Source organism: Stutzerimonas sp. Brlt_14 (assembly GCF_051948915.1).
Classification (GTDB): domain Bacteria; phylum Pseudomonadota; class Gammaproteobacteria; order Pseudomonadales; family Pseudomonadaceae; genus Stutzerimonas; species Stutzerimonas stutzeri.
On the sequence record NZ_JAYJLM010000001.1, the window covers coordinates 791343 to 817886 of the forward strand.

21 protein-coding genes and 1 pseudogene are annotated in these 26544 nt (G+C 65.3%); 16 read left to right on the forward strand and 6 right to left on the reverse strand.

Annotated features, from left to right (window positions below; translation table 11 throughout):
- Nucleotide 1: 1 nt before the first annotated feature.
- Nucleotides 2–2719: a cation-transporting P-type ATPase gene (locus VF716_RS03865; protein WP_440551845.1), complete on the reverse strand. Its 2718-nt coding sequence runs from the start codon at nt 2717–2719 to the stop codon at nt 2–4.
- A 200-nt stretch (nt 2720–2919) separates the two neighbouring features.
- On the opposite strand from VF716_RS03865, the gene VF716_RS03870 reads away from it, so the two are divergent.
- The 8 genes from VF716_RS03870 to guaD all read left to right on the forward strand — a co-directional run bounded on the left by VF716_RS03870 (nt 2920) and on the right by guaD (nt 13932).
- A complete protein-coding gene (locus VF716_RS03870; protein ID WP_440551848.1) occupies nt 2920–3600 on the forward strand; it encodes an SDR family oxidoreductase in 681 nt (226 codons plus the stop codon).
- Between the two features lie 209 nt (nt 3601–3809).
- Nucleotides 3810–5165, forward strand: a complete 1356-nt coding sequence (locus tag VF716_RS03875; RefSeq protein WP_125872919.1) for an 8-oxoguanine deaminase — start codon at nt 3810–3812, stop codon at nt 5163–5165.
- A 203-nt stretch (nt 5166–5368) separates the two neighbouring features.
- Nucleotides 5369–6460, forward strand: a complete 1092-nt coding sequence (locus tag VF716_RS03880) for a BMP family ABC transporter substrate-binding protein (RefSeq protein WP_017246466.1) — start codon at nt 5369–5371, stop codon at nt 6458–6460.
- 139 nt (nt 6461–6599) lie between these two features.
- Nucleotides 6600–7574: a 2-oxoglutarate and iron-dependent oxygenase domain-containing protein gene (locus VF716_RS03885; protein WP_125460421.1), complete on the forward strand. Its 975-nt coding sequence runs from the start codon at nt 6600–6602 to the stop codon at nt 7572–7574.
- A gap of 161 nt (nt 7575–7735) precedes the next feature.
- A complete protein-coding gene (xdhA, locus tag VF716_RS03890) occupies nt 7736–9184 on the forward strand; it encodes a xanthine dehydrogenase small subunit (RefSeq protein WP_279640458.1) in 1449 nt (482 codons plus the stop codon).
- The gene (xdhB, locus tag VF716_RS03895; protein ID WP_125460419.1) at nt 9177–11573 is read left to right on the forward strand and encodes a xanthine dehydrogenase molybdopterin binding subunit; all 2397 of its coding nucleotides are present in this window, start codon (nt 9177–9179) and stop codon (nt 11571–11573) included. The genes xdhA and xdhB overlap by 8 nt, the downstream gene beginning before the upstream one ends.
- Nucleotides 11574–11674: 101 nt before the next feature.
- Nucleotides 11675–12535, forward strand: coding sequence for a xanthine dehydrogenase accessory protein XdhC (gene xdhC / locus VF716_RS03900; protein WP_125850927.1), 861 nt, complete (start codon nt 11675–11677; stop codon nt 12533–12535).
- Between the two features lie 89 nt (nt 12536–12624).
- Nucleotides 12625–13932, forward strand: coding sequence for a guanine deaminase (gene guaD, locus VF716_RS03905; protein WP_011914177.1), 1308 nt, complete (start codon nt 12625–12627; stop codon nt 13930–13932).
- Here the strand turns inward: guaD and VF716_RS03910 are convergent.
- The 4 genes and pseudogenes from VF716_RS03910 to VF716_RS03925 form a co-directional block, all read right to left on the reverse strand.
- Nucleotides 13929–14801 carry a metal ABC transporter substrate-binding protein gene (locus VF716_RS03910; protein WP_125869967.1) on the reverse strand — a complete coding sequence of 291 codons (873 nt, stop codon included), beginning with the start codon at nt 14799–14801 and terminating at the stop codon, nt 13929–13931. The two genes, guaD and VF716_RS03910, sit on opposite strands and share 4 nt — an antisense overlap.
- Before the next feature lie 11 nt (nt 14802–14812).
- Complete coding sequence (locus VF716_RS03915; RefSeq protein WP_043942349.1) at nt 14813–15631, reverse strand: metal ABC transporter permease; 819 nt, start codon at nt 15629–15631, stop codon at nt 14813–14815.
- Nucleotides 15632–15672: 41 nt separating this feature from the next.
- A pseudogene (locus VF716_RS03920) lies at nt 15673–16346 on the reverse strand (metal ABC transporter ATP-binding protein).
- A gap of 240 nt (nt 16347–16586) precedes the next feature.
- Nucleotides 16587–17342, reverse strand: coding sequence for a GntR family transcriptional regulator (locus tag VF716_RS03925; protein ID WP_011914179.1), 756 nt, complete (start codon nt 17340–17342; stop codon nt 16587–16589).
- A 351-nt stretch (nt 17343–17693) separates the two neighbouring features.
- Between VF716_RS03925 and VF716_RS03930 the strand changes: the two genes are divergently transcribed.
- Nucleotides 17694–19040: an NCS2 family permease gene (locus VF716_RS03930; protein WP_256043344.1), complete on the forward strand. Its 1347-nt coding sequence runs from the start codon at nt 17694–17696 to the stop codon at nt 19038–19040.
- A gap of 63 nt (nt 19041–19103) precedes the next feature.
- The gene (locus VF716_RS03935) at nt 19104–19730 is read left to right on the forward strand and encodes a LysE family translocator (protein ID WP_014597433.1); all 627 of its coding nucleotides are present in this window, start codon (nt 19104–19106) and stop codon (nt 19728–19730) included.
- Between the two features lie 229 nt (nt 19731–19959).
- Here the strand turns inward: VF716_RS03935 and uraH are convergent, their stop codons facing one another.
- Nucleotides 19960–20313, reverse strand: a complete 354-nt coding sequence (gene uraH / locus VF716_RS03940) for a hydroxyisourate hydrolase (protein WP_230484417.1) — start codon at nt 20311–20313, stop codon at nt 19960–19962.
- A 281-nt stretch (nt 20314–20594) separates the two neighbouring features.
- Between uraH and puuE the strand changes: the two genes are divergently transcribed.
- From puuE to VF716_RS03970, 6 genes are all read left to right on the forward strand, one after another.
- Nucleotides 20595–21524 carry an allantoinase PuuE gene (puuE, locus tag VF716_RS03945; RefSeq protein WP_013983690.1) on the forward strand — a complete coding sequence of 310 codons (930 nt, stop codon included), beginning with the start codon at nt 20595–20597 and terminating at the stop codon, nt 21522–21524.
- On the forward strand, nt 21524–22039 hold the full coding sequence (gene uraD / locus VF716_RS03950; protein WP_011914185.1) for a 2-oxo-4-hydroxy-4-carboxy-5-ureidoimidazoline decarboxylase: 516 nt from the start codon (nt 21524–21526) through the stop codon (nt 22037–22039). The genes puuE and uraD overlap by 1 nt, the downstream gene beginning before the upstream one ends.
- 75 nt (nt 22040–22114) lie before the next feature.
- Complete coding sequence (alc, locus tag VF716_RS03955) at nt 22115–23110, forward strand: allantoicase (RefSeq protein WP_049325139.1); 996 nt, start codon at nt 22115–22117, stop codon at nt 23108–23110.
- A gap of 99 nt (nt 23111–23209) precedes the next feature.
- Complete coding sequence (locus VF716_RS03960) at nt 23210–23722, forward strand: ureidoglycolate lyase (protein ID WP_011914187.1); 513 nt, start codon at nt 23210–23212, stop codon at nt 23720–23722.
- A gap of 83 nt (nt 23723–23805) precedes the next feature.
- Nucleotides 23806–25035, forward strand: a complete 1230-nt coding sequence (locus VF716_RS03965; RefSeq protein ID WP_020307060.1) for a urate hydroxylase PuuD — start codon at nt 23806–23808, stop codon at nt 25033–25035.
- Nucleotides 25036–25179: 144 nt separating this feature from the next.
- A complete protein-coding gene (locus VF716_RS03970) occupies nt 25180–26520 on the forward strand; it encodes a nucleobase:cation symporter-2 family protein (RefSeq protein WP_049325138.1) in 1341 nt (446 codons plus the stop codon).
- Nucleotides 26521–26544: the final 24 nt, after the last annotated feature.

The window sequence follows — 26544 nt, forward strand, 5'->3', positions numbered from 1 at the left end:
CTCAGGACGGGCCGACGCCTATGCGTCGCAGCAGCGCCTTCTCGATCTCCAGGATCAGCAGCACCGCCACGCCGGCCAGTACCACCAGCATGCCGGTGTCCAGCGGCAAGGCCTCGGAGGCGAACAGCGACTGCATGAACGGCGCGTAGGTGAACAACAGCTGCAGGCCGAACACGCTGAACACCGCCACCAGCACCCGCGGCGTGCCTTTCACGCCCTGCACCGTGAAGGACGGCGCCTTCAGGTAGCGCACGCTGAACAGGTAGAACACCTCCATGCATACCAGCGTGTTCACCGCAACGGTGCGCGCGGCCTCGACCGTCGCGCCCTGCGCCAGCATCCACTGGTACATGCCGAAGATCCCGACCAGGAACAGCGCCGAGACGAAGAAGATCCGCCAGATCACGAAGCGCGACAGCATCGGTTCGTCCGGTCGCCGCGGCGGGCGCTGCATCACGTCCGCCTCGGTCGGTTCGAAGGCCAGCACCATGGCCAGCGCCACGGAGCTGACCATGTTGACCCAGAGCACCTGAACCGGCGTGATCGGCAGCGCCAGGCCGAGCAGCACCGCCAACAGCAGCGACAGCGACTCGCCGCCGTTGATCGGCAGTAGGAAGGTCACGGTCTTGCGCAGGTTGTCGTAGACGGTACGCCCTTCTTCCACGGCATGCGCGATGGAGGCGAAGTTGTCGTCCGCCAGCACGATGGCGCCCGCCTGCTTGGCCGCCTCGGTCCCCTTCATGCCCATGGCCACGCCGACGTCGGCCTGCTTCAGCGCAGGCGCATCGTTGACGCCATCGCCGGTCATGGCGACGACCTCGCCATTGGCCTGCAGCGCACGTACCAGACGCAGCTTGTGTTCCGGGCTGGCACGGGCGAACACCCGTGCCTCGGCGACGGCCTGGCGCATGGCAGTGTCGTCCATCAGCTCCAGCTCCGGGCCGGTGATCGCCTTGATGTCCTCGCCCATGCCCAGCTGCCGGGCGATGGCGCTGGCGGTCACACCGTGGTCACCAGTGATCATCACCACACGAATGCCGGCCGCGCGGCACTGCGCCACCGCCCGGATCGCCTCGTCACGGGGTGGATCGATGATGCCCACCAGGCCGAGCAGGGTCAGCCCGCTGGCGACATCGGCATGCTCGAGGTCCTGCTTGCCCACGCCCAGCCGACACCGGGCGAAGGCCAGTACCCGACGCCCGGCGCGCGCCTGCGCCTCGATCTGGTTGTGCCAGTGCGCCTCATCCAGCGAGCGCTCGACGCCGTCGGCCTCCAGCTGCTGCGAGCACATGGCCAGAATGCGTTCCGGCGCGCCCTTGACCAATACCTCGCTGCCCGCCTCGCAGGCATGCAGCGTCGCCATGAACCGATGCTCGGATTCGAACGGAATCACGTCCAGCCGCGGCCGGTCGACCTGCACTACCGTCGGCGAAAGTCCGGCCTTCATCGCCAGAGTCAGCAGCGCGCCCTCGGTGGGATCGCCAGCCAGCACCCAGTGCTGTTCCTTTTCGTGCAGGCTGGCGTCATTGCACAGCGCGGCAGCTTCGACCAGCGCGGCCGCCGCCGGCGAGTGGGCAGCCAATGCTGCCGCATCGACCGCCGAACCCTGCAGCAGCAGGCTGCCGGTCGGCGCGTACCCGGCCCCCTCGACGTCCAGCGACTGGCCGGCACAGATCACCTCCTGCACGGTCATCTCGTTGCGCGTCAGGGTGCCGGTCTTGTCCGAGCAGATCACCGTCACCGAACCCAGCGCCTCCACCGCCGGCAGCCGACGGATCACCGCGTTGCGTGCGGCCATACGCTGCACACCGATCGCCAGGGTGATGGTCATGATCGCCGGCAGTCCTTCCGGGATCGCCGCGACCGACAGGCCTACCGCGGCCATGAACATCTCACCGGCCCCCATGCCACGCACCAGCGTGCCGAACAGGAACAGCAATCCGCCGGTGGCGAGAATGAAGAGGGTCAGGATGCGGCCGAAGTCCTGCATCTTTCGCAGCAGCGGCGTGGTGCCCTGCTCCACCGCTTCGAGCATGCGGCCGATACGGCCGATCTCGGTGGCGGCGCCGGTGGCAACCACCACGGCCCGCGCCTGGCCCTGGGTGACCAGGGTGCCCGCATAGCCCATGCAGATCCGGTCGCCGATGGCCGCGTCATCGGCCACGGCATCGACCTGCTTGTCCACCGGCACCGATTCACCGGTCAACGCCGCCTCGTCGATGCGCAGGCTGCGCGCCTGCAGCAGTCGCACATCGGCTGGCAGGCTGTCGCCGGAGGCCAGCAGCACCACATCACCGGGCACCAGATCGGCGGCATCGATGTCCTGCTGCCGGCCGTCGCGCAGCACCACTGCGTGCGGCGCCAGCAGATGGCGGATCGCCTGCAACGCCTTTTCCGCCTTGCCTTCCTGAACGAAACCGATGGCAACGTTGAGCACCACCACCGCAATGATCACGAAGGTGTCGACCCAGTGCCCCATCAATCCGGTGACCAGCGCCGCGGCGATCAGCACATAGAGCAGCACGTTGTTCAGATGCCGCAGCACGCGTTGCCAGACGCTGGCCGGCTTGGCTTCGTCGAGCCGGTTGGGACCGTAGCGGAGCAGACGCTGCGCGGCCTGCTCGTGCGTCAGGCCGGCGGCGGTTGAGTCCAGCTCCAGCAAGGCCTCCTCGGCCTGACGGGCGTGCCAGCGGGTCGATTGGATCTGCTGTTCGGGCATTGGGTCCTCCAGGGCGGATGATTCGTTGCCGGGCGCACTGCAAAACTAGCCCATGAGAGCCGAAACAGAGCGGTTCTGACCATCGCAACGAAACGGCTTGCAACACTCGGGCAGTGGTCGATTGCCGCATGCCGGCCCGCTGCGCGCGAAGCCGGTCCTCGCGCTATTCTTGCCCACGTCATGACCTTCGAGATTGCTCCATGCCAAAGAACATACTGATTGTCGGCGCCTCCCGCGGCCTGGGCCTCGGCCTGGCGAAGCAGTTCTCCAGCGCAGGCTGGCAGGTGATCGCCACCGTCCGCGATCCACAGCGTGCCGAAGCGCTAAACGGGTTGCCGCAGCTGCGCATCGAGACCCTGGACATGGACGACGCGGCCAGCGTCGATGAACTGGCCGCACGCCTGGCCGGCACCCCGATCGACGTCCTGTTCGTCAACGCCGGCATCGCCGGGCCGCAGGACAAACCGGCCACCGAAGCCAGCCAGGCGGAAGTCGGCCAGCTGTTCTTCACCAACGCCGTCGCTCCGGTGCGCCTGGCCGAACGACTGTTGCCACTGGTGAACCCGGATCAGGGCGTGGTCGTCTTCATGAGCTCCATTCTCGGCAGCGTCGAAGTCGGCCCTGGCATGGGCATGGACCTCTACGGTGCGAGCAAGGCCGCGCTGAACCACATGACCCGCACCTTCGTTGCCAAGCTCGGCGAGACGAAGCTGACCGTGCTGTCGATGCATCCGGGCTGGGTCAAGACCGACATGGGTGGCGATCAGGCCCCGCTGGATGTCGAGACCAGCGCTCGCGGCATGGCCGAGCAGGTGACGCGGACCATCGGCCAGGGCGGGCATCGGTACATCGACTATCTGGGGGACGCGCTGCCCTGGTGAGGAGGCAAGACCGTGATCGACCGTGAACGGACTCACCCCGGTGTCCCGGTCGGGGCCGGGACCGCTCCCGCTAACCAGCCCTTGGCAGCCCCTGCGGCATCCCTTATCTTTCCGCCCGCGGCACAGGCAACCTCCGCCGCCCCTGGATCAGCAGACAGGGCATAACTGAGCTGGCTACTCTGAACTCAACCCTCAGGAGAAAGCCGGCCATGGCTGCTCATCGAATCTGGATTAAGAATCCCCTCGCCCTGTTCACCGCCAACGACCAGCAAGCCCCGGGCGGGCTGGTGGTCGAGAACGGCGTCATCGTCGAAATGCTCGCTGCCGGGGCCTCGCCTTCGCTGCCGGTGGACGAGACCTTCGACGCCCGCGAACACGTGGTGCTGCCGGGGCTGGTCAACACCCATCACCACTTCTACCAGACCCTCACCCGCGCGTGGGGGCCGGTGGTCAACGAGCCACTGTTCAACTGGCTGCTGACCCTCTACCCGGTCTGGGCGCGGCTGACGCCGCAGGCGCTGCAGCTGGCGAGCAAGGTGGCGCTGGCCGAGCTGCTGTTGTCCGGCTGCACCACGGCGGCGGATCACCACTACCTGTTTCCGGGCGGGCTCGAGGACGCCATCGACATCCAGGTCGGGGCCGTCCGCGAACTGGGCATGCGTGCCATGCTCACCCGCGGTTCGATGAACCTGTCCAAGGAAAACGGCGGCCTGCCATGCAAGAGCGTGGTGCAGGACGCCGAGGCCATCCTCGCCGACAGCGAGCGGCTGATCGACCGCTACCACGAGCGAGGCGACGGCGCGCAGATCCAGATCGCCTTGGCGCCCTGCTCGCCGTTCTCGGTCACCACCGACATCATGCGGACCTGCGCGGAGCTGGCCGAAGCGCGGGATGTGCGTCTGCATACCCACCTGGCCGAGACCCTGGACGAACAGGAGTTCTGCGCGAAACGCTTCGGCATGCGCACCGTGGACTACCTGCAGAGCGTCGGCTGGCTCGGCCCGCGGACCTGGCTGGCCCATGGCATCCATTTCAACCAGGTGGAAATTCACCGCCTGGGTGCAGCCGGTGTGGGCATCTGCCATTGCCCGAGTTCCAACATGCGTCTGGCCTCCGGCATCTGCCACACGCTCGAGCTCGAGGACAAGGGCGCCATCATCGGCCTGGGCGTGGACGGTTCGGCCTCCAACGACGCCTCCAACATGATGCTCGAAGCGCGTCAGGCGCTGTTCATCCAGCGCCTGCGCTACGGCGCCGAGAAGATCACCCCGCAGAAGGTGCTCGGCTGGGCGACCCGCGGCTCCGCGCGCCTGCTCGGGCGCAGCGACATCGGCGAGTTGGCGGTCGGCAAGCAGGCCGATCTGGCCCTGTTCAAGCTCGACGAACTGCGCTTTTCCGGCAGCCACGATCCCATCGCCGCGCTGCTGCTTTGCGCCGCCGACCGTGCCGACCGGGTGATGATCGGCGGAAAATGGCGCGTCGTCGACGGTCAGGTCGAAGGCCTCGACGTGCACGGACTGATCGCCGATCACCAGCAGGCGGCCCGGCAACTGGTAAACGGCTAAACAACCACGATCGAGGCTTGCACCAAAGCTGGGCGCCGTGGATTACTGGCGCACCAGCGCAAGTCTCGATCTGGCCTCGGCGTCGAGCCGAATCGGCCGCAATCCGGCACAACGAAGGTATCTGTCCAGTTGGTCAGCTTTTTGCTAACCAGCTATCAGCCAACACAGGCTCTGTAGCTAGACAAACAGGAGCGTCACCCGCCATGCAGAACAACTCACGGAAAACCCTGCTGCGCGCCCTTGCCGCAGCGATCGGCTTCAGCGCCGCTCTTACCACGGTCGCCGCTTCGGCCGCCGATCCGCTGAAGGTCGGCTTCGTCTATATCGGCCCGATCGGCGACCATGGCTGGACCTACCAGCATGAGCAGGGTCGCAAGTACATGGAAGAGCAGCTGGGCGACAAGGTGAAGACCAGCTTCGTCGAGAACGTGCCGGAAGGCGCCGATGCCGAGCGGGTTATCCGCAACATGGCCAAGAGCGACTATGACCTGATCTTCACCACCTCCTTCGGCTACATGAACCCCACGCTGAAGGTCGCCAAGCAGTTCCCCAAGGTCACCTTCGAGCACGCCACCGGTTACAAGCAGGCGAAGAACGTCGGCACCTACCTGACCCGCTCCTATGAAGGCCGCTACGTCGGCGGCTTCCTCGCGGCGAAGATGACCAAGACCAAGAAGGTCGGCTACATCGCGTCCTTCCCGATTCCGGAAGTGATCCGCGACATCAACGCCATCCAGCTGGCGCTGGACAAGTACAACCCTGGCACCGAGATCAAGGTGGTGTGGGTCAACACCTGGTTCGATCCGGGCAAGGAAGCCGATGCCGCCAACGCGCTGATCGACCAGGGCGTGGACGTGATCTTCCAGCACACCGACAGCCCGGCACCGATCCAGGCCGCCGAGCGCCGTGGCGTCTATTCCGTCGGTTACGCGTCGGACATGCAGCACTTCGGGCCGAAGGCCGTGCTGACTTCCATCGTCAACGACTGGGGGCCGCACTACACCAAGTCTGCCGAAGCGGTAATGGCCGGCAACTGGAAATCCGAGGACTTCTGGGGCGGGCTGGCACAGGACAGCATCAGCCTGCCGATCAGCGATCTGGTGCCTGCTGACGTCAAGGCCGAGGCCGAGCAGATCATCGCCCGCATCAAGAGCGGTGAATTCCATCCGTTCACCGGTCCGATCAAGGACCAGGCTGGCGAAGTACGCATCGCCGAGGGCGAGACCGCCAGCATCAAGGACCTCGCCTCGATGAATTACTACGTCCAGGGCGTCAAGGCTGAAATGCCGAAGTAAGCGTCACCTGCGCCGGCCCGACCGGCGCACTGCGGAATCTCGCGTGCCGTCCCGCCTCCGGGCGAACCGCACGCAGGGGGCATTGCCCTCGAAGGCCGCCGGTACGAGAAGACCGGCGGCGCCGTACCCGGAGTCAGCCATGAACTCACTGCCCATCATCGATATTTCCCCGCTCTATAACGCCGACGAGGCCGGCCATCTGGCCGTCGCCGAGGCCATCGACCGCGCCTGCCGCGAGTGGGGCTTCTTCTATATCAAGGGTCATCCGATCAGCGCCGAGCGCATCGCCACCCTCACCGACCATGCCAAGCGTTTCTTTGCCCTGCCCGCCGACGAAAAGCTGAAGATCGATATCACCAAGAGCCAGCACCACCGCGGCTACGGTGCCGTCGCCACCGAGCAGCTGGACCCGAGCCAGCCGTGCGACCTCAAGGAAACCTTCGACATGGGTTTCCATATGCCTGCCGATCATCCCGAGGTACTGGCCGGCAAACCACTGCGCGGGCCCAACCGTCATCCGCTGCAGATCGAAGGCTGGACCGAGCTGATGGAAGGGCACTACCGCGACATGCAGGACCTTGCCTGCACGCTTCTGCGTGCCATCGCACTCGCCCTTGGCATCGAGCGGGACTTCTTCGACAAGCGTTTCGTCGAGCCCATCAGCGTGTTTCGCATGATCCACTACCCGCCCCGGCAGACCGCCACCAGCGCCGATCAGCAAGGCGCCGGCGCGCACACCGATTACGGCTGCGTCACCCTGCTCTATCAGGACCAGGCCGGCGGCCTGCAGGTGCAGAACGTCAAGGGCGAGTGGATCGACGCACCGCCCATCGAAGGCACCTACGTGGTCAACATCGGCGACATGATGGCGCGCTGGAGCAACGACCGTTACAAGTCGACGCCCCATCGCGTGATCAGCCCGCTGGGCGTGGACCGCTACTCCATGCCGTTCTTCGCCGAGCCGCATCCGGACACCGAGATCGCCTGCCTGCCCGGTTGCTACGACGAAACCAACCCGCCGAAATACCCGAGCACCACCTGCAGCCGGTACATGCTCTCGCGCTTCGCCGAGACCTACGCCTACCGACGGCAGGGCGAGGCCGAACCCGTCTGAACGGGCTTTAATTGCAGTATGCAAACAGGGGCGAGCGCATCGATATGCCTCGCCCGATCTGCGCGCGTCTGCCGCATTGACTTTTGAGTCAGGAATTAGTTGACCGAAAAGTCAGATAGCGATAGTTTGCGCGTCAGAACAACAACAGCGGAGGCTTCGCCTTGATCCAGTTTCTTCTCAATCGAGAACTGCGCAGCGAGCGCGCACTCGATCCCAATACCACGGTGCTGCAGTATCTGCGCGAGTATCGTGGCAAGACCGGAACCAAGGAGGGCTGCGCCTCCGGTGACTGTGGTGCCTGTACCGTGGTGGTCGGCGAACTGGTGGACGACCGCCTGCGCTATCGCACCCTCAACTCGTGCCTGACCTTCGTCTCCGCCCTGCACGGCAAGCAGCTGATCAGCGTCGAAGACCTCAAGGACCAGGGCCGGCTGCACAGCGTCCAGCAGGCGATGGTCGACTGCCACGGCTCGCAGTGCGGCTTCTGTACCCCCGGATTCGTCATGAGCCTGTTCGCCCTGCAGAAGAACGCCGGCGCGGTCAATGAATACGATCCGCACCAGGCCCACGAAGCCCTGGCCGGCAACCTCTGCCGCTGCACCGGCTACCGGCCGATCCTCGAAGCCGCCGAACAGGCCTGCTGTGCCAAGCAGCCGGACCAGTTCGATGCCCGCGAAGCCGAGACCATCGCCCAGCTCAAGGCCATCGCCCCGCGTGAAATGGCCGAGCTCAGCGACGGCGAAAAGCGTTGCCTGTCGCCGCTGACCGTCGCCGAACTGGCCGAGGTCTACGCCGCCAATCCCGATGCACGGCTGCTTGCTGGTGGCACCGACCTGGCACTGGAGGTCACCCAGTTCCACCGCGAGCTGCCGGTGATGATCCATGTCGGGCAGATCACCGAGATGAAGCAGGTCCAGATCGCGGACCGCCATATCGAGATCGGTGCGGCCGCCCCGCTGACCGACTGTTACGCCGCGCTGGCCGCCGAGTACCCGGATTTCGGCGAGCTGCTGCAGCGCTTCGCCTCGCTGCAGATCCGCAACCAGGGCACGCTCGGTGGCAACATCGGCAACGCCTCGCCGATCGGCGACTCGCCGCCGCTGCTGATCGCCCTGGGTGCCGAAGTTGTCCTGCGCAAGGGCGCCAGCAGCCGCACCCTGCCGCTCGAGGACTACTTCATCGACTACAAGGTCACCGCGCGCCAGCCCGGGGAATTCATCGAGAAGGTGCGGGTGCCGCGCGCCACGCCGGATCGCCTGTTCCGCGCCTACAAAGTTTCCAAGCGACTGGACGACGATATCTCCGCTGTCTGCGCCGCGTTCGACCTGCAGATCACCGATGGCGTGGTCGCCGATGCCCGCGTCGCCTTTGGCGGCATGGCGGCGATTCCCAAGCGCGCCGCGGCCTGCGAGGCGACCCTGAACGGCGCGCCCTGGAACCAGCAGACCGTGGACGCGGCCTGCGATGCACTGGCCGAAGACTTCACGCCGCTGACCGACTTCCGCGCCAGTCGCGAGTATCGCCTGCTGGTCGCACAGAACCTGCTGCGCAAGTGCTTCCTCGAACAACATGCACCGAAGACCGAGACGAGGGTGACCGCTTATGTCTAACCACGTAACCACCCGCACTCAGGAAGAAATCGCGGCGCTGTTCACCCAGGACCTGGTCACCGGCGTCGGTCGCAGCGTCAAGCACGACAGCGCGCCCAAGCATGTCTCGGGCGAGGCGGTGTACGTCGACGACCGGCTGGAGTTTCCCAATCAGCTGCACGTCTATGCCCGTATGAGCGAGCGCGCCCACGCCCGCATCGTCAGCATCGACACCAGCCCCTGCTACCAGATTCCGGGCGTGGCCATCGCCATCACGGCGAAGGACGTACCGGGCCAGCTGGACATCGGTGCCGTGATGCCCGGCGACCCGCTGCTGGCCGACGGCAAGGTCGAGTTCATCGGCCAGCCGGTGATCGCCGTGGCTGCCGACAGCCTGGAAACCGCACGCAAGGCGGCGATGGCCGCGATCATCGAATACGAGGATCTGGAGCCGGTGCTCGACGTGGTCGAGGCGCTGCACAAGAAGCACTTCGTGCTCGACAGCCACACCCACAAGCGCGGCGACTCGGCCACCGCCCTGGCCAGCGCGCCACGTCGGCTGCAGGGTTCGCTGCACATCGGCGGGCAGGAGCACTTCTACCTGGAGACACAGGTGTCCTCGGTCATGCCCACCGAAGACGGTGGCATGATCGTCTACACCTCGACGCAGAACCCCACCGAGGTGCAGAAGCTGGTGGCCGAAGTGCTCGGCGTGCCGATGAACAAGATCGTCATCGACATGCGCCGCATGGGCGGCGGCTTCGGCGGCAAGGAAACCCAGGCCGCGGGACCTGCGTGCCTGTGCGCGGTGATCGCGCACCTCACCGGCCGACCGACCAAGATGCGCCTGCCGCGCATGGAAGACATGACCATGACCGGCAAACGCCACCCCTTCTACGTCGAGTACGACGTCGGCTTCGACGATGACGGTCTGCTGCACGGCATCGAGATCGATCTCGCCGGTAACTGCGGCTACTCGCCGGACCTTTCCGGCTCGATCGTCGACCGCGCCATGTTCCACTCCGACAACGCCTACTACCTGGGCGACGCCACCATCAATGGCCATCGCTGCAAGACCAACCTCGCCTCGAACACCGCCTACCGCGGCTTCGGCGGCCCGCAGGGCATGGTCGCCATCGAGGAAATCATGGACGCGGTGGCCCGCGAGCTGGGCAAGGACCCGCTCGAGGTGCGCAAGCGCAACTACTACGGCAAGACCGAGCGCAACGTCACCCACTACTACCAGACCGTCGAGCACAACATGCTCGAGGAGATGACCGCCGAGCTGGAAGCCAGCAGCGACTATGCAAAGCGACGCGAAGATATCCGCGCGTTCAATGCCAGGAGCCCGATCCTGAAGAAGGGCCTGGCGCTGACGCCGGTGAAGTTCGGCATCAGCTTCACCGCCAGCTTCCTCAACCAGGCCGGCGCGCTGGTGCACGTCTACACCGACGGCAGCATCCACCTGAACCACGGTGGCACCGAGATGGGCCAGGGCCTGAACACCAAGGTCGCGCAGGTGGTGGCCGAGGTGTTCCAGGTGGATATCGAGCGCATTCAGATCACCGCCACCAATACCGACAAGGTGCCCAACACCTCGCCGACGGCGGCCTCCAGCGGTGCCGACCTCAACGGCAAGGCGGCGCAGAATGCGGCGCAGACCATCAAGCAGCGGTTGGTGGAGTTCGCCGCACGCAAGTGGCAGATCTTCGAGGAAGACGTCGAGTTCAAGAACGGCCAGGTGCGCCTGCGCGACCACTACATCAGCTTCGAGGAGCTGATCCAGCAGGCCTATTTCGACCAGGTCTCGCTGTCGTCCACCGGCTTCTACCGCACGCCGAAGATCTACTACGACCGCAGTCAGGCGCGCGGGCGGCCGTTCTACTACTTCGCCTATGGCGCGGCCTGCTCGGAAGTGATCGTCGATACCCTGACCGGCGAATACAAGATGCTGCGCAGCGACATCCTGCATGACGTCGGCGCCTCGCTGAACCCGGCCATCGACATCGGCCAGGTCGAGGGCGGCTTCGTCCAGGGTCTGGGCTGGCTGACCATGGAAGAGCTGGTCTGGAACGACAAGGGCAAGCTGATGACCAACGGCCCGGCCAGCTACAAGATCCCAGCGGTGGCGGACATGCCGCTGGATCTGCGGGTCAAGCTGGTGGAGAACCGCAAGAACCCCGAAGACACCGTGTTCCACTCCAAGGCCGTGGGCGAGCCGCCGTTCATGCTCGGCATTTCGGTCTGGTGCGCGATCAAGGATGCGGTGGCGAGCCTGGCCGACTACCGGGCGCAGCCGCAGATCGATGCTCCGGCGACCCCCGAGCGCGTGCTCTGGGGCGTGGAACAGATGCGCAGGTTGAAGCAGGCGGCGAGCAAGTCTGCGGCAACGGAGACCACCCCGGCCTGACGCAGGGTGGACAACGCGGTGGTTGTCCACCGTTAGCGCAACACGAACGTCCCGGTGGCGACGCTTTGCACGCGCCACCGGGCGATACGAAGGACAGAACCATGAGCAACACGGCCTGGATCGAAGCACTCGCCGACCTGCAACAACAAGGCGAACCCTGCGTGCTGGTGACCATCATCGAGGAGCGCGGCTCCACGCCGCGCAATGCCGGCTCGAAGATGGTGGTCAGCCGTGAGCGCCTGTACGACACCATCGGCGGCGGCCACCTGGAGTACAAGGCCCAGCAGATCGCCCGCGAAATGCTGGAAAAGCGCAGCCGTGACACCCGCCTCGAGCGCTTCTCCCTCGGCGCCAGCCTCGGCCAGTGCTGCGGTGGCGCCACGGTGCTGCTGTTCGAGCCAATGGGGCAGCCGCAGGCGCATATCGCCGTGTTCGGTGCCGGGCATGTCGGGCGCGCGCTGGTGCCGCTGCTGGCCAGCCTGCCGTGCAAGGTGCGCTGGATCGATTCGCGTGAAAACGAATTTCCCGCCGAGATTCCGCGCGGCGTGGAAAAGGTGGTCTCCGACGATGTGGTCGAGGAAGTGGATAACATGCCCGCCGGCAGCTACTTCATCGTCATGACCCACAATCATCAGCTCGACCTGGAACTGACCGCCGCGATCCTTTCGCGCAACGATTTCACCTACTACGGGCTGATCGGCTCCAAGAGCAAACGCGCCAGGTTCGAACACCGTCTGCGGGACCGCGGCTTCCAGCCGGAGACCGTGCAGCGCATGCGCTGCCCGATGGGCATCGCCGAGGTGAAGGGCAAACTGCCGGTGGAGATCGCCGTGTCCATCGCCGGCGAGGTGATCGCCACCTACAGCGCGCATTTCGGTGAAAAGGGTGGGGAGAAAGCCGAGGACGGTGAAAAGCCGGTACCGATGCTGGTCCCCGCTTCGCGCCGCGCACAGACCAACTGACCATCCGACTTCCTCGTTGCAGGCACGCCCCCGCGGCGGCCTGCCCATGTCAACGCATCACCCTCATACAACGATTTTCGAGAGTCACCATGCCAAGCACCAAAGCCTACCGTGCCGCCCTGCTCCACTGCCTCGCCGACCCGCGCGAAGTGGGCATCGAGCAAGCCCATGAATACTTCGAGGACGGCCTGCTGGTCGTCGAGGACGGCAAGGTCGCGCGCATCGGCCACGCCGCCGAACTGCTGCCGACCCTGGCGGCCGGCACCGAGGTTGTCGAATACCCGGACGCGCTGATCACTCCGGGTTTCGTCGATACCCATATCCACTACCCGCAGGTCGGCGTCATCGGCTCCTACGGCGCGCAGCTGCTGGATTGGCTGGAAACCTACACCTTCCCCAACGAGGGCCGCTTCAGCGACATGGCCCACGCCCGCCAGCAGGCCGAGCTGTTTCTCGGCGAGCTGCTGCGCAACGGCACCACCACCGCGCTGGTGTTCGGCACGGTGCACAAGCAGTCGGTGGACGCCTTCTTCGAGGCCTGCGAGAAGCGCAATCTGCGGATGATCGCCGGCAAAGTGCTGATGGACCGCAACGCCCCGGAGTTCCTCACCGACACCGCCGAGTCCGGCTACGCCGACAGCCGCGAGCTGATCGAGCGCTGGCACGGCAAGGGCCGTCTGCACTACGCCGTCACCCCGCGTTTCGCCCCGACCAGCACGCCGGAGCAGCTCACCCTGGCCGGCAAGCTGTTCGCCGAATTCCCCGACCTGTACATGCACACCCACATCTCCGAGAACAAGCAGGAGGTCGAGTGGGTCAAGGAGCTGTTCCCCGAGCGCAAGGGCTACCTGGACGTCTACGACCACCACGGCCTGATCGGCCCGCGCTCGGTGTTCGCCCACGGCATCCACCTGTGCGACGACGAGTGCAAACGCCTCGGTGAGACCGGCTCGGCGGTGTCATTCTGTCCCACCTCCAACCTGTTCCTCGGCAGCGGCCTGTTCGACCTGGCCAAGGTGGAAGGCTTCGGTGTGCGCGTCGGCCTGGGCACCGACGTCGGCGGCGGCACCAGCTTCTCGCAGCTCGCCAGCCTCAACGAGGCGTACAAGGTGCTGCAGCTGCAGGGCCAGAAGCTCGACGCGTTCAAGGCACTCTATCTCGCCACCCTTGGCGGCGCGCGGGCGCTCTATCTGGACGACCGGATCGGCAACCTGCAGCCGGGCAAGGAGGCCGACTTCGTGGTGCTCGACTACAAGGCGACGCCGCTGATCGACTATCGCCTGAGCCAGGCGACGACCCTGCAGGAAAAGCTCTTCGCCCTGATGATCCTCGGCGACGACCGCGCGGTGAAGGAAACCTTCGCCGCCGGCGTCTCGGTGCATCGCAAGGCTGGCTAGGGCTGCAACGCCTGCATCAGCGTATCGAGGTTGTGCTCGAACATGCCCAGGTAAGTGCTGGCCGGGCCTGCGCTGGCCAGCGCATCGGAGTACAGGGTGCCGCCGACCGTGGCGCCCGCCTCTTCGGCGATCTGCTCGATGAGCCGCGGATCACGAATGTTCTCCACGAACACGGCCCTCACCCCTTCCTCGCGGAGCTGGCGGATCAACGCGGCCACGTCGGCGGCCGAGGGTTCGTCATGGGTCGACAGCCCCTGCGGCGCGATGAACCGGAGCTGCCAGGCCTGCCCCAGATACCCGAAGGCGTCATGGCTGGTCACCACCTTGCGCTGGCTGGCCGGCAGGCTGCCTATACGGGTATCGGCCTTCTTCAGCAGCGCGTGTAGCCGGCTCAGGTAGGCGTCACGACGCCGCTCATAGTCGTTGCGATGCGCCGGATCGAGCGCCACGAGCGCCTTGGCGATATTGCGCACGTAGATTTCGGCATTGGTCAGGCTCTGCCACGCATGAGGGTCAGGCACTGCCTCGCCCTCCTCTTCCAGCATCAGAGGCACGACACCCGCACTGGCATCGATCCGCTTGCCCGCCGGCTCGCTGCTGGCCAGCAGGCGCTCCAGCCAGGGTTCGAAGCCCAGCCCGTTGGCGATGATCAGGTCGGCGCGGAGCAAGGCCTGGGCATCATCCGGGCTGGGCTCATAAAGGTGCGCGTCGGCGTCGGGACCGACCAGATTGGTCAGTTCGATATGCTCGCCACCGACCTCCCGGGTCATGTCGGCAAGGATGCTGAAGCTGGTCACGACGCTGATCTTTTCGGCCGCCTGCAGGGAAAGGGGCAGCCAGAGGGCCAACAACAGAAACAGGTAACGCATGGGTTGATACCTCAGACGGTCTGGATTGAAGCGCGCGAACGCAGCAGGCCATATACCGGGCCCGCAACGACTGAAATCAGGTAGAACGCCCCCGCGAGCAGGACGATGCACGGCCCGCTGGGCAGGCTGGCGTAGAACGACAGCAGCAGCCCCAGCCATACGCACAGGGCGCCCAGCAGCGCAGCCAGCGGCAACAGGACGGGCAGGCGTCGGCTCCAGAAACGCGCGGCCGCAGCCGGCAGCATCATCAGCCCCACCACCATCAGCGCACCGATGGCCTGGAAGCCGATCACCAGGTTGAGCACCACCAGTGTCAGAAATCCCGCATGGGCGAGTGGCCCGATTCGGCTGACGCTGCGCAGGAACAATGGGTCCAGGCTGTCCAGCGCCAGGGCCCGGTAGATCAGTGCCAGCACCAGCAGGCTGAACGCCGCCGTGGCGAGCATGCCGCTGAGGGTGTCGGCGTCCACGGCCAGCGCGGAGCCAAACAGCAGGTGCAAGAGGTCGAGCTTGCGTCCCGCCAGGCCGAGCAGCAGCACGCCGCTGGCCAGCGAAATGGGATAAAGCGCGGCGAGGCTGGCGTCTTCGCGCAAGCCGGTACGGCGGCTGACCCAGGCCGCTGCGCCGGCCATGCCGAGCCCGGCGGTCAGCCCACCGAGCGTCAGTGCAGGCAGGCTGAGACCGAACAGCCAGAATGCCAGCGCCGCACCCGGCAGGATGCCGTGGGCGATGGCATCGCCGATCAGACTCATCCGCCGCAGGATCAGGAAGACACCCAGCGGCGCCGCGCTGCAGGCCAGCGCCACGCCGCCGAGCAGCGCGCGGCGCATGAAGGCGAACTCGGCAAAGGGGCTCCAGAGCAGATCGGCCGTCACGCCACTCGCCCGAGCGGATCACGATCGAGTAGCTGATCGATCGGCGCTGCGACGCAGCCGCTGCGCGCGATACGCAGTGCGTTGCAGCGCTTCTCCCGAAGGCGGTCGAGGTTGTGGCTGACCAGCACCAGCGTTCTGCCTTGCTGCTGCCAGCGTCGGAGGTGCTGCCAGAGCAGATCGAGACCGGTCTCGTCGAGTGCCGCCTCGGGTTCGTCGAGCAGCAGTACCTGCGCATCGGTCAGGCTCATCCGGGCCAGCAGCGCCCGCTGCAGCTCGCCACCAGACAGCGCGTGCAGGCCCTGGGTCTGCAGGTCGAGCAAGCCCCAATCGGCCAGTACCTGACGTAGCCGAGCCTGGCGTTCGCTACGGCCGAGCCGACTGCCCCAGAAACCGCCCCTGACCAGCTCCAGCAGACGTATCGGAAACTGCCGGTCGATCTGTTGCTGCTGCGGCAGATAGGCCACACCGCCCGGACGCGCCACGCTCATTCGAATGTGACCGGCCAGGGGGCGATCCAAACCGGCCAGTACCCTGAGCAGGCTGCTCTTGCCCGAACCATTGCTGCCGATCACCGCGGTCAGCTGCCGGCCGCTAGCTTGAGGTTCAACGGCGGCGTGAGGGCCCGCCCGCCGGCGCCCCACTGCAACTCACGACATTCGATCACGATCAAGAAACTCCATCTCCGCACCGCTCGAAAAGCGGTATCAGCAACCAAAACAATGAAAGTTATAACATAACATTTACCAGCAGGCACAGCGCGGTAGCAGAGCGGTTCAATAAGCGTGAGATAGATTCAGCCGGCGGCGGCTGGAGGCTGACGCTGCCGCCTGCGATGCCGCACCGACACAGGAAAGATGGCGAGGCCAGCGGGATACGCGCGCTGCCGCCTGCAACGGCAGCGCGAACGAGGTCAGCGGGGCGTACGCGCCTTTTTCTTCATCAAGGTCAGATGCGAGAACACCGCGTGCAGGTCGTTCGAGGCACTGTCTTCCTCGAGGTTGAGCTTGCTGTCGATGTGATCCATGTGATGCATCATCAGGTGCACGGCCTTGTCGGCGTCGCGCGCGGCTATGGCATCGATCAGCTCATTGTGTTCGTCGTAGGAGCAATGCGAGCGACTGGCCCCTTCGTACTGCGCAATGATCAGCGAAGTCTGCGACACCAGGCTGCGCTGGAAGCTCACCAGTGGCGCGTTCTTCGCCGCCTCCGCCAGCTTGAGGTGGAACTCGCCTGACAGACGGATGCCAGCGCCGCGATCGCCGCGAGCGAAGCAGTCGCGCTCGTCGATGACCATCTGCCGCAGCTCGGCCAGTTGCGCGTCACTGGCATGCTGCACGGCCAGTTCGGTAATGGCCTTTTCCACCAACCGACGGGCGAAGAAGATCTGCCGTGCCTCCTCGACGCTCGGGCTCGCCACCACCGCGCCGCGATTGGGCCGCAGCAACACCACGCCTTCATGGGCCAGCCTCGACAATGCGCGGCGGATGATGGTGCGGCTGACACCGAAGATCTCGCCCAGGGCCTCCTCGCTGAGCTTGGTGCCAGGGGCCAGGCGTTGTTCGAGGATGGCATCGAAGATGTGCGCATAAACGATATCGTCCTGCGTCCCGGTGCGAGTCTTGCCGGTCTTGTTCGGCTTCTTCAGGGGCTGCAACTGTTCGTTCATCGATGGCTCGCAAGTGAAGTGTCGGCAAGGCCGAACTTTACTGCGTTCGCGGCTTCACTGGCAGTCGTCGGACGAACAAAACGAGCAAAAACATCGTTGCGCTTGTGCACAATCAATTTCCTACCGTTCTGTCTCCCAATCACCGCCATATCCGCGATGTGCGCCACGCAAGCCAGCTCCCGTGACAAGCGAGGGCGATTTAGTGTTTGCAATTCTTGTATACAAAAGCATAATCCGGACAGCCCTTCCTGACCTTTCGGTCAACTAACAGAACGAAGGGCACACCATCACCCGCCCCTCGGGAGTGTCGTGCTCCGGGTGATCGACAACAAGAACGATGAGGAAAGCCCAGTGGAAAGCATCAAGCGCAAGCCCCAGGCAGCACCGTTGCAACGCACCGCCCCCGGCTGGCTGGACCGGCTATTCAAGCTCAGCGAACACCGCACCAGCATCCGTACCGAACTGCTCGCCGGCCTGACGACCTTCGTCACCATGGCCTACATCATCTTCGTCAACCCGAACATCATGGCCGACGCCGGCATCGACCACGGCGCCGCCTTCGTCGCGACCTGCATCGGTGCGGCGCTCGGCTGCCTGTTGATGGGCCTGTACGCGAACTGGCCGGTGGGCCTGGCACCAGGCATGGGCCTGAACGCCTTCTTCACCTACACGGTCGTCGGCGAGATGGGCTACAGCTGGCAGATCGCCCTGGGTGCGGTGTTCATCTCCGGCGTGCTGTTCATGATCATGAGCCTGTCGCGCATCCGCGAATGGTTGCTCAACAGCATCCCCATGAGCCTGCGCTTCGCCATGGGCGCGGGGGTCGGCCTGTTCCTCGGGCTGATCGGCCTGAAGACCGCCGGCATCGTGGTCGACAGCCCGGCCACCCTGCTGACCATGGGCTCGTTCGGCGAACCCACCGCCCTGCTCGCCGCGGTGTGCTTCCTGATGATCGCAGTGCTCAGCCACCGCAACGTGTTCGGCGCGATCCTGCTGAGCATGCTGGCGGTCACCGGTGTCGGCTGGGCCTTGGGCCTGGTGGAGTACAACGGCCTGGTGTCGATGCCGCCGAGCCTGGCGCCGACCTGGCTGGCGATGGACATCGCCGGCGCGCTCAACGTGGCGATGGTCAGCGTGATCCTGGCCTTCCTCTTCGTGAACATGTTCGACACCGCCGGCACCCTGATGGGCGTCGCCCATCGTGCCAACCTGGTGAACGAGGACGGCAAGATCGAGAACCTGTCCCGCGCGCTGAAGGCCGACAGCAGTTCCAGCGTGGTCGGCGCCTTCGTCGGCTGCCCACCGGTGACCAGCTATGTGGAAAGCGCCTCGGGCGTCGCTGCCGGCGGCCGCACCGGGCTGACCGCCGTGACCGTCGGCGTGCTGTTCCTGATCGCCATGTTCTTCGCCCCGCTGGCCGGCATGATTCCCGCCTACGCCACCGCCGGCGCGCTGATCTACGTGGCGATGCTGATGATGAGCGGGCTGGCCAACATCGACTGGAAGGACCACACCGACACCATCCCGGCCATCGTGACCGTGGTGATGATGCCGCTGACCTTCTCCATCGCCAACGGCATCGCCCTGGGTTTCTTGACCTACGCAACGCTCAAGCTGTTGACTGGCCAGCGCGACAAGGTCTCCATCAGCCTCTACGTGCTGTGCGTGATCTTCATCGCCAAGTTCGCGTTTCTCTGAACGAGGCGCGCCTCACCGCCCCGTCGCATGCGGCGGGGCTTTTTCATTTCTCAGGAGGCTGTGATGAGTCTGGAAACCTGGTTGTTGTATGCGAGTGCGGCGCTGGTGGTGATCCTCATCCCCGGACCGCTGTCGCTGTTGATGATCAGCAACAGCCTGAACTACGGAGTGCGCCGCTCCTGGCCAGCCTTTCTCGGCGGCGTGACCGCTTCCATCGCCCTGCTCAGCGCCTCGGCACTGGGGCTTGGTGCGCTATTGATGGCCTCGGAGCGCCTGTTCAGCGCGCTCAAGCTGATCGGTGCGCTGTACCTGTTCTACCTCGCCTGGCAGAGCTGGCAGGCGGCACGCCAGGCACCGGCTGCCCGCGAGATCGAAAGCCCTGCCCTCGCCCCGCGTTTCAGCAGGCTGTTCGGCCGAGCGTTCATTCTGGGGGGCAGCAACCCGAAGGACATGCTCTTCTTCGCCGCCTTCCTGCCGCAGTTTCTCAACGCGGGGCAACCGTTGCTGCCGCAGCTGCTGGTGATGACCCTGACCTGGGCCATACTGGATCTCTGCTGCAAGCTGGCCTATGGGCTGGGCGCGCGGGGAGCGGCGCGCTATCTGCGCACCGGGAAAGGGCATGCGTGGTTCAACCGGACCAGCGCGGCACTGTTTGGAGGCGCGGGAGCGGCGTCCTTGATGAGTCGGTGACTCGGCTGGCGTTGGCAGCGCCGGCTCGCGACCTGATGGAGGGCGACACGCCTGCCGCGGTGCAACCTGCAGTCCGACCCGAGAAACGCGCGGCGCATCCGTACCGACCCCTTCGCGGTCCACACCGCAGACGGCTCTTGTCACGCGCTTCGACTCTCACCAATAAAAAGCCCGCCATTACGGCGGGCAAAAGGGACTCCAGAAGAGTCAGCACTGAACAAGCGCCGCTTCAGCTACCCCGGTAGGTCGAGTAGCTGTACGGCGAAATCAGCAGCGGCACGTGATAGTGATCCTGCCCGGCGTCGATGCCGAAGCGCAGCACCACCTCGTCGAGGAACGCCGGCGCCCCCAGCGTCACACCGCGACCACGGTAGTAGTCGCCAGCGTGGAAATGCAGCTGATAGACCCCGGATCGGTAGTCCGTGCCATCCAGCAACGGGCTGTCGCAGCGGCCATCGGCGTTGGTCTCACGCGCGGCGACCAGCGTCAGGCCCTGATCTTCTACGCGATACAGCTCCACCTTGATTCCGCTGCCCGGGCAACCGTGGGCGGCATCGAGTACGTGTGTGGTCAACCGGCCCACGGGCACCTCCGCTCTGTTGAATGGAAACTGACCCGGAGCATAGCCACCACGCACAACAGACTCAAGACAATTTGTAGATATTTTTGTACACAGTTTCAGAGACCCGCAGTTGGCCCGTTCTCTGCAGATACCGTCTGTCGTGGCGGCCTGCTCGAAAACCGCCGACCGCAGCGCTTCAAGGCAGGCGCTACGAAAAAGCTATTTACAAGCCACGCACCGACTTGTATACAATCTGGCCATCCGGTCGTTACATCACGACCCGCCACACAGGAAGCAGCCCAGTGAGCGCCGACTACCCACGCGACTTGATCGGTTACGCCAGCAACCCGCCCCATCCGCAATGGCCGGGCGACGCCCGTATCGCCCTGTCCTTCGTGCTGAACTACGAGGAAGGCGGCGAGCGCAGCGTGCTGCATGGCGACAAGGAATCCGAAGCCTTTCTCTCCGAGATGGTCGCGGCGCAACCCCTGCAGGGCGTACGCAACATGAGCATGGAGTCGCTCTATGAATACGGCAGCCGCGCTGGCGTCTGGCGCCTGCTCAAGCTGTTCAAGCGCCACGACATTCCGCTGACGATCTTCGCCGTGGCCATGGCCGCGCAGCGCCATCCGGAGGTCATCAAGGCCATGGTCGCCGACGGCCACGAAATCTGCAGCCACGGTTATCGCTGGATCGACTACCAGTACATGGATGAGGCCCAGGAGCGTGAACACATGCTCGAGGCCATCCGCATCCTCACGGAGCTCACCGGCGAGCGCCCGCTGGGCTGGTACACCGGCCGCACCAGTCCCAACACTCGGCGCCTGGTGCGCGAGGAAGGCGGCTTCCTCTACGACTCGGACACCTACGATGACGACCTGCCCTACTGGGACCCGGAGTCCACGCCGGTCAAGCCGCACCTGGTGATCCCCTATACGCTGGACACCAACGACATGCGCTTCACCCAGGTGCAGGGCTTCAACAAGGGTGACGACTTCTACCAGTACCTGAAGGACGCCTTCGACGTGCTCTACGCGGAAGGCTGCGAAGGTGCGCCGAAAATGCTGTCCATCGGCATGCATTGCCGCCTGCTGGGTCGCCCCGCTCGTCTGGCCGCGCTGCAGCGCTTCGTCGAATACGCCAAGGGGCATGACAAGGTCTGGTTTGCCCGCCGCGTCGATATCGCCCGCCACTGGCACGCCACTCACCCCATGACCGCGGAGCGCAATTGATGACCCCGTTCAAGACGATCAAGCCCTCGACCCTCGACCGCGATGCCTTCGTCGCCGCCTTCGCCGATGTCTACGAGCATTCGCCCTGGGTCGCCGAGACGGTCTATGGCGCTGGCGTCGACGAGACGCTGGACTACGTCGAGGTGATGCACACCCGCCTGTCCCAGGCGATGCTCGCCGCCGACCACGACACCCAGCTCGCGCTGGTCAATGCGCACCCGGATCTGGCCGGCAAGGCGGCCGTGCGCGGCGAGCTGACTGCCGCCAGCACCTCCGAACAGGCAGGCGCCGGCATCCATGAGTGCACGCCCGAGGAGTTCGCCCGTTTCACCGAACTCAACGACGCCTACAAGGCGAAATTCGGCTTCCCCTTCATCATGGCGGTCAAGGGCAGCAACCGGCACCAGATCCTCGCCGCGTTCGAGGAGCGCATCCACAACAGCCCGGAACAGGAATTCGCCCGGGCACTGGCAGAAATCAACAAGATCGCCCTGTTCCGCCTGCAGGCCATGTAGCCGGAAAGGAACAGGCAACACCGCACTACAGGCTGCAAGGGCAGAACGCTCCACTCCATTTCAAGGCAGATCGCGATGAAAGCTTACGCCGTACCCTTCGAGAAATACGTCAACCTGGCCGACGCACGTCTGGGCACCCGCGCCATTTCCGTCACCGACGACTGGTTCGCCGACGTCAACCGGCTGTTCCAGCCTACGCCGGCCGTATGGAAGGAAGGGGTATTCGATGACAACGGCAAGTGGATGGACGGCTGGGAGTCGCGCCGCAAGCGTTTCGAAGGTTACGACCATGCGGTGATCCGCCTCGGCGTACCGGGCTGGATCAAGGGCGTGGATATCGACACCAGCTTCTTCACCGGCAACTACCCGCCGTCTGCCTCGCTGGAAGCCTGCTTCGTCGCCGATGGCGACCCGAGCGACGCGACCGTCTGGACCGAAATCCTTCCGGCCGTGGAGCTCAAGGGCAACAGCCACCACTACCATGAGATCGCCTTCGACAAGCCGGTCAGTCACCTGCGCTTCAACATCTATCCGGACGGCGGCGTCGCCCGCCTGCGCGTGCACGGCATCCCGTACCGCGACTGGAGCAGCGTCGGCGACAACGAGCAGGTCGACCTGGCGGCCGCCCTCAATGGCGGCCGCGCACTGGCCTGCTCGGACGAGCACTTCGGGCGCATGAGCAACATCCTCAACCCGAACCGCGGCGAGAACATGGGTGACGGCTGGGAAACCGCCCGCCGCCGCACCCCTGGCAATGACTGGGTGATCGTCGCCCTCGGCCACCCGGGCGAGATCGAGCGCATCGTCGTCGACACCCTGCACTTCAAGGGCAACTACCCCGACAGCTGCTCGATCCAGGCGGCCTACGTGAAGGGCGGCACCGACAGCCAGATCGAAACGCAGAGCCTGTTCTGGCGCGAACTGCTGCCCAGCCAGAAGCTCTCCATGCACGTCGAGCACGAGTTCAGTGAGCAGATCGCCAAGCTCGGCCCGGTGACCCACGTACGCCTGAACATCTTTCCGGACGGCGGCGTCAGCCGGCTACGGCTGTTTGGCAAGGTGGTGAAGTAAGGAGCGGGACTCAGCCCCTCACCCGAACCCTCTCCCTTCGGGTGAGGGCGCGGGCTCCAGCGAACAATGAAAAGCATCCACTAACTGAACGAGCAAACCATGCGCACCCTGACCATCGAGCCACTGACCAAGGAAGCCTTCGCCCCCTTCGGCGACGTCATCGAGACCGAAGGCAGCGACTACTTCATGATCAACAACGGCTCGACCCGCCGCTATCACAAGCTGGCCACGGTCGAGACCGCCGCGCCCGAGGACCAGGCGATCATCAGCATCTTCGCCGCCGAGGCGCTCGAGATGCCGCTGGTCATCCGCATGCTGGAACGTCATCCGCTGGGCAGCCAGGCCTTCATCCCGCTGCTCGGCCATCCCTTTCTGGTCGTGGTCGCGCCACTTGGCGATGCACCTGTACCGGGCCACGTCCGCGCCTTCCGCAGCAACGGCAGGCAGGGCGTCAATTACCACCGCGGCGTCTGGCACCACCCGGTGCTGACGATCGAAAAGCGGGATGAATTCCTGGTGGTCGATCGCAGCGGTTCTGGCAACAACTGCGACGAGTACTTCTTCACGGAGGATCAGCAACTCCTCCTCGACCCCCAACAGGTTTCGCGCTGAGCCCAACCGCGCGCGGTGACTCGGACCGATACCCATAAGAAGAAAGGACGGCGGCGACAGCCGCCGTGCAAGAGGTAATCAACGTGGACGCACATCTGACCGAATGGCTGAACCTGGGAATTCGCTGGATACACATGATCGTCGGCATCGCCTGGATCGGTGCCTCCTTCTATTTCGTCTGGCTGGAAAACAACCTCAACCGCAGCAACCCCCGCGAAGGGCTGTCGGGGGACCTATGGGCCATCCATGGCGGTGGCATCTATCACCTGGAGAAATACAAGCTCGCGCCCCCACAGATGCCGGAGAACCTGCACTGGTTCAAGTGGGAGGCCTATACCACCTGGCTGTCGGGCGTAGCCCTGCTGATGGTGGTCTATTACCTCAACCCGGGCCTGTACCTGATCGCCCCCGGTAGCGACCTGTCGCCAGCGGCGGCGGTGCTCATCGGTTTCGGCTCGCTGATCGTCGGCTGGTTCGTCTACGACCTGCTCTGCGACTCGCCGCTGGGCAAGACGCCCGCGCTGCTGGGCCTGGTGCTGTTCGTGCTGGTGATCGCCGCCTGCTGGGGCTATTCGCAGATCTTCAGCGGTCGCGCGGCCTATATCCACACCGGCGCCCTGATCGGCACCATCATGGTCGGCAACGTGTTCCGCATCATCATGCCGGCGCAGCGCGCTCTGGTCGCCGCCATCGAGCAGAACCGCACGCCCGACCCGGTGTTGCCGGCCAAGGGTCTGCTGCGTTCGCGGCACAACAACTACTTCACCCTGCCGGTGCTGTTCATCATGATCAGCAACCATTTCCCGAGCACCTACGGCAGCCAGTACAACTGGCTGATCCTCGCCGCCCTGGGTGCGCTGTCGGTACTGGCTCGCCACTATTTCAACACCCGCCACGACAGCAACCGCTTCGCCTGGGCGCTGCCGGCCGCCGCGGTGGGGATGATCTGCCTGGCCTTCGTCACTTCGCCGAACCGCCCGAGCAGCACGCCGAACCTGACTGCCACCACGCCCGAGCAGGCCAGCGCCGCCGCCCAGGCCCATGGCGATGCGCCACGCTTCAGCGAGATCAATGAAGTGATCGAGCAGCGCTGCACCGTCTGTCATTCGGCCAATCCGAGCAGCCCGATGTTCTCCAGCGCACCGGCCGGGGTGATGTTCGACACGCCCGAGCAGATCCGCCAGCAGGCCGCGAAGATCCACGCGCAAACGGTAGCGAGCCAGATCATGCCGCTCGGCAACATCACCCAGATGACCCAGGAAGAGCGTGACCTGCTCGGCGCCTGGATCGCCAAGGGCGCACCGACCAACTGAGCCCACCCCCAGCCGCACGCCTGGCGTGCGGCTTTCTTGCAATGACGTTTCACTGCCGGGCAAGTCCCGGTGCAGGCCATACCGGCCCCTCCGTGCAGGGGGCTGTCGCGACAATCAATAACAAACGCGCCCGAGGTATCTTGCATGAACGACCTGAACGCCCGCCCCGCCGGGACGACCCGGCTGCCCTGGCTGCAGCAATTGCTGGTGAGCCTGCAGCATGTGCTGCTGATGTACGGCGGTGCCGTCGCCGTACCGCTGATCGTCGGCCAGGCGGCCGGGCTGTCCCGCGATGAAATCGCCTTTCTGATCAATGCCGACCTGCTGGTCGCCGGCATCGCCACACTGGTGCAGTCGCTGGGCATCGGGCCGATGGGCATTCGCATGCCGGTGATGATGGGCGCCAGTTTCGCCGCGGTGAGCAGCATGGTGGTCATGGCCGGCATGCCAGGGGTCGGCATGACCGGCATCTTCGGCGCGACCATCGCCGCCGGCGCCTTCGGCCTGCTGATCGCCCCCTTCGTCTGCCGCATCGTGCGCTTCTTCCCGCCACTGGTGACCGGCACCGTGATCACCGCCATCGGCCTGTCGCTGTTTCCGGTAGCGGTGAACTGGGCCGGTGGTGGCAGCACCACCAGCCAGTTCGGCGCGGTGCACTATCTCGGCATCGCCGCCGCGGTGCTGGCCACCATTCTGCTGGTCAACCGCTTCCTGCGCGGTTTCTGGGTCAACGTTTCGGTGCTGATCGGCATGGGGCTGGGTTACGCCCTGGCCGGCGCGCTGGGCATGGTGGACCTTTCCGGCATGGCGGCAGCGCCGGCAGTGCAGGTGGTGACGCCCAACCACTTCGGCACGCCGACGTTCTCGCTGGCACCGATCCTCTCGATGTGCCTGGTGGTGGTGATCATCTTCGTCGAGTCGGCGGGCATGTTTCTCGCCCTCGGACGGATCACCGGCGAAACGGTCGACCCCAAGCGCCTGCGCCGCGGGCTTCTGTGCGATGCAGGCGCGACCTTTCTGGCCGGCTTCATGAATACCTTCACCCACTCGTCCTTCGCGCAGAACATCGGCCTGGTGCAGATGACCGGCGTGCGCAGCCGCCACGTCACGGCCATCGCCGGACTGATCCTGATCGCCTTGAGCCTGCTGCCCAAGGCCGCCTTCCTGGTCGCCTCGATCCCGGCCGCGGTGCTCGGTGGCGCGGGCCTGGCGATGTTCGGCATGGTTGCGGCCACCGGTATCAAGATCCTGCAGGAAGCGGACATCGCCGACCGCCGCAACCAGCTCCTGGTAGCGGTGAGCATCGGCCTGGGCATGATTCCGGTGGTGCGCCCCGAGTTCTTCGCCCAGCTGCCGCACTGGCTGGAGCCGATCACCCACAGCGACATCGCCCTGGCGACGCTGAGCGCGGTGACCCTCAACCTGCTGTTCAACGTGCTCGGTGGCCCCGAGCGCGAGGCGCTGACCGGCGGCGCCCACGCCTGAACCGACGCGGCGGCCATACCGGCC

Coding starts and splice junctions, on each gene's coding strand:
- VF716_RS03865 (WP_440551845.1), bottom strand. CDS start 2,719: ATGCCCGAACAGCAGATCCAATCGACCCGCTGGCACGCCCGTCAGGCC.
- VF716_RS03870 (WP_440551848.1), top strand. CDS start 2,920: ATGCCAAAGAACATACTGATTGTCGGCGCCTCCCGCGGCCTGGGCCTC.
- VF716_RS03875 (WP_125872919.1), top strand. CDS start 3,810: ATGGCTGCTCATCGAATCTGGATTAAGAATCCCCTCGCCCTGTTCACC.
- VF716_RS03880 (WP_017246466.1), top strand. CDS start 5,369: ATGCAGAACAACTCACGGAAAACCCTGCTGCGCGCCCTTGCCGCAGCG.
- VF716_RS03885 (WP_125460421.1), top strand. CDS start 6,600: ATGAACTCACTGCCCATCATCGATATTTCCCCGCTCTATAACGCCGAC.
- xdhB (WP_125460419.1), top strand. CDS start 9,177: ATGTCTAACCACGTAACCACCCGCACTCAGGAAGAAATCGCGGCGCTG.
- xdhC (WP_125850927.1), top strand. CDS start 11,675: ATGAGCAACACGGCCTGGATCGAAGCACTCGCCGACCTGCAACAACAA.
- guaD (WP_011914177.1), top strand. CDS start 12,625: ATGCCAAGCACCAAAGCCTACCGTGCCGCCCTGCTCCACTGCCTCGCC.
- VF716_RS03910 (WP_125869967.1), bottom strand. CDS start 14,801: ATGCGTTACCTGTTTCTGTTGTTGGCCCTCTGGCTGCCCCTTTCCCTG.
- VF716_RS03915 (WP_043942349.1), bottom strand. CDS start 15,631: ATGCGCCGCGCGCTGCTCGGCGGCGTGGCGCTGGCCTGCAGCGCGGCG.
- VF716_RS03925 (WP_011914179.1), bottom strand. CDS start 17,342: ATGAACGAACAGTTGCAGCCCCTGAAGAAGCCGAACAAGACCGGCAAG.
- VF716_RS03935 (WP_014597433.1), top strand. CDS start 19,104: ATGAGTCTGGAAACCTGGTTGTTGTATGCGAGTGCGGCGCTGGTGGTG.
- uraD (WP_011914185.1), top strand. CDS start 21,524: ATGACCCCGTTCAAGACGATCAAGCCCTCGACCCTCGACCGCGATGCC.
- alc (WP_049325139.1), top strand. CDS start 22,115: ATGAAAGCTTACGCCGTACCCTTCGAGAAATACGTCAACCTGGCCGAC.
- VF716_RS03960 (WP_011914187.1), top strand. CDS start 23,210: ATGCGCACCCTGACCATCGAGCCACTGACCAAGGAAGCCTTCGCCCCC.
- VF716_RS03970 (WP_049325138.1), top strand. CDS start 25,180: ATGAACGACCTGAACGCCCGCCCCGCCGGGACGACCCGGCTGCCCTGG.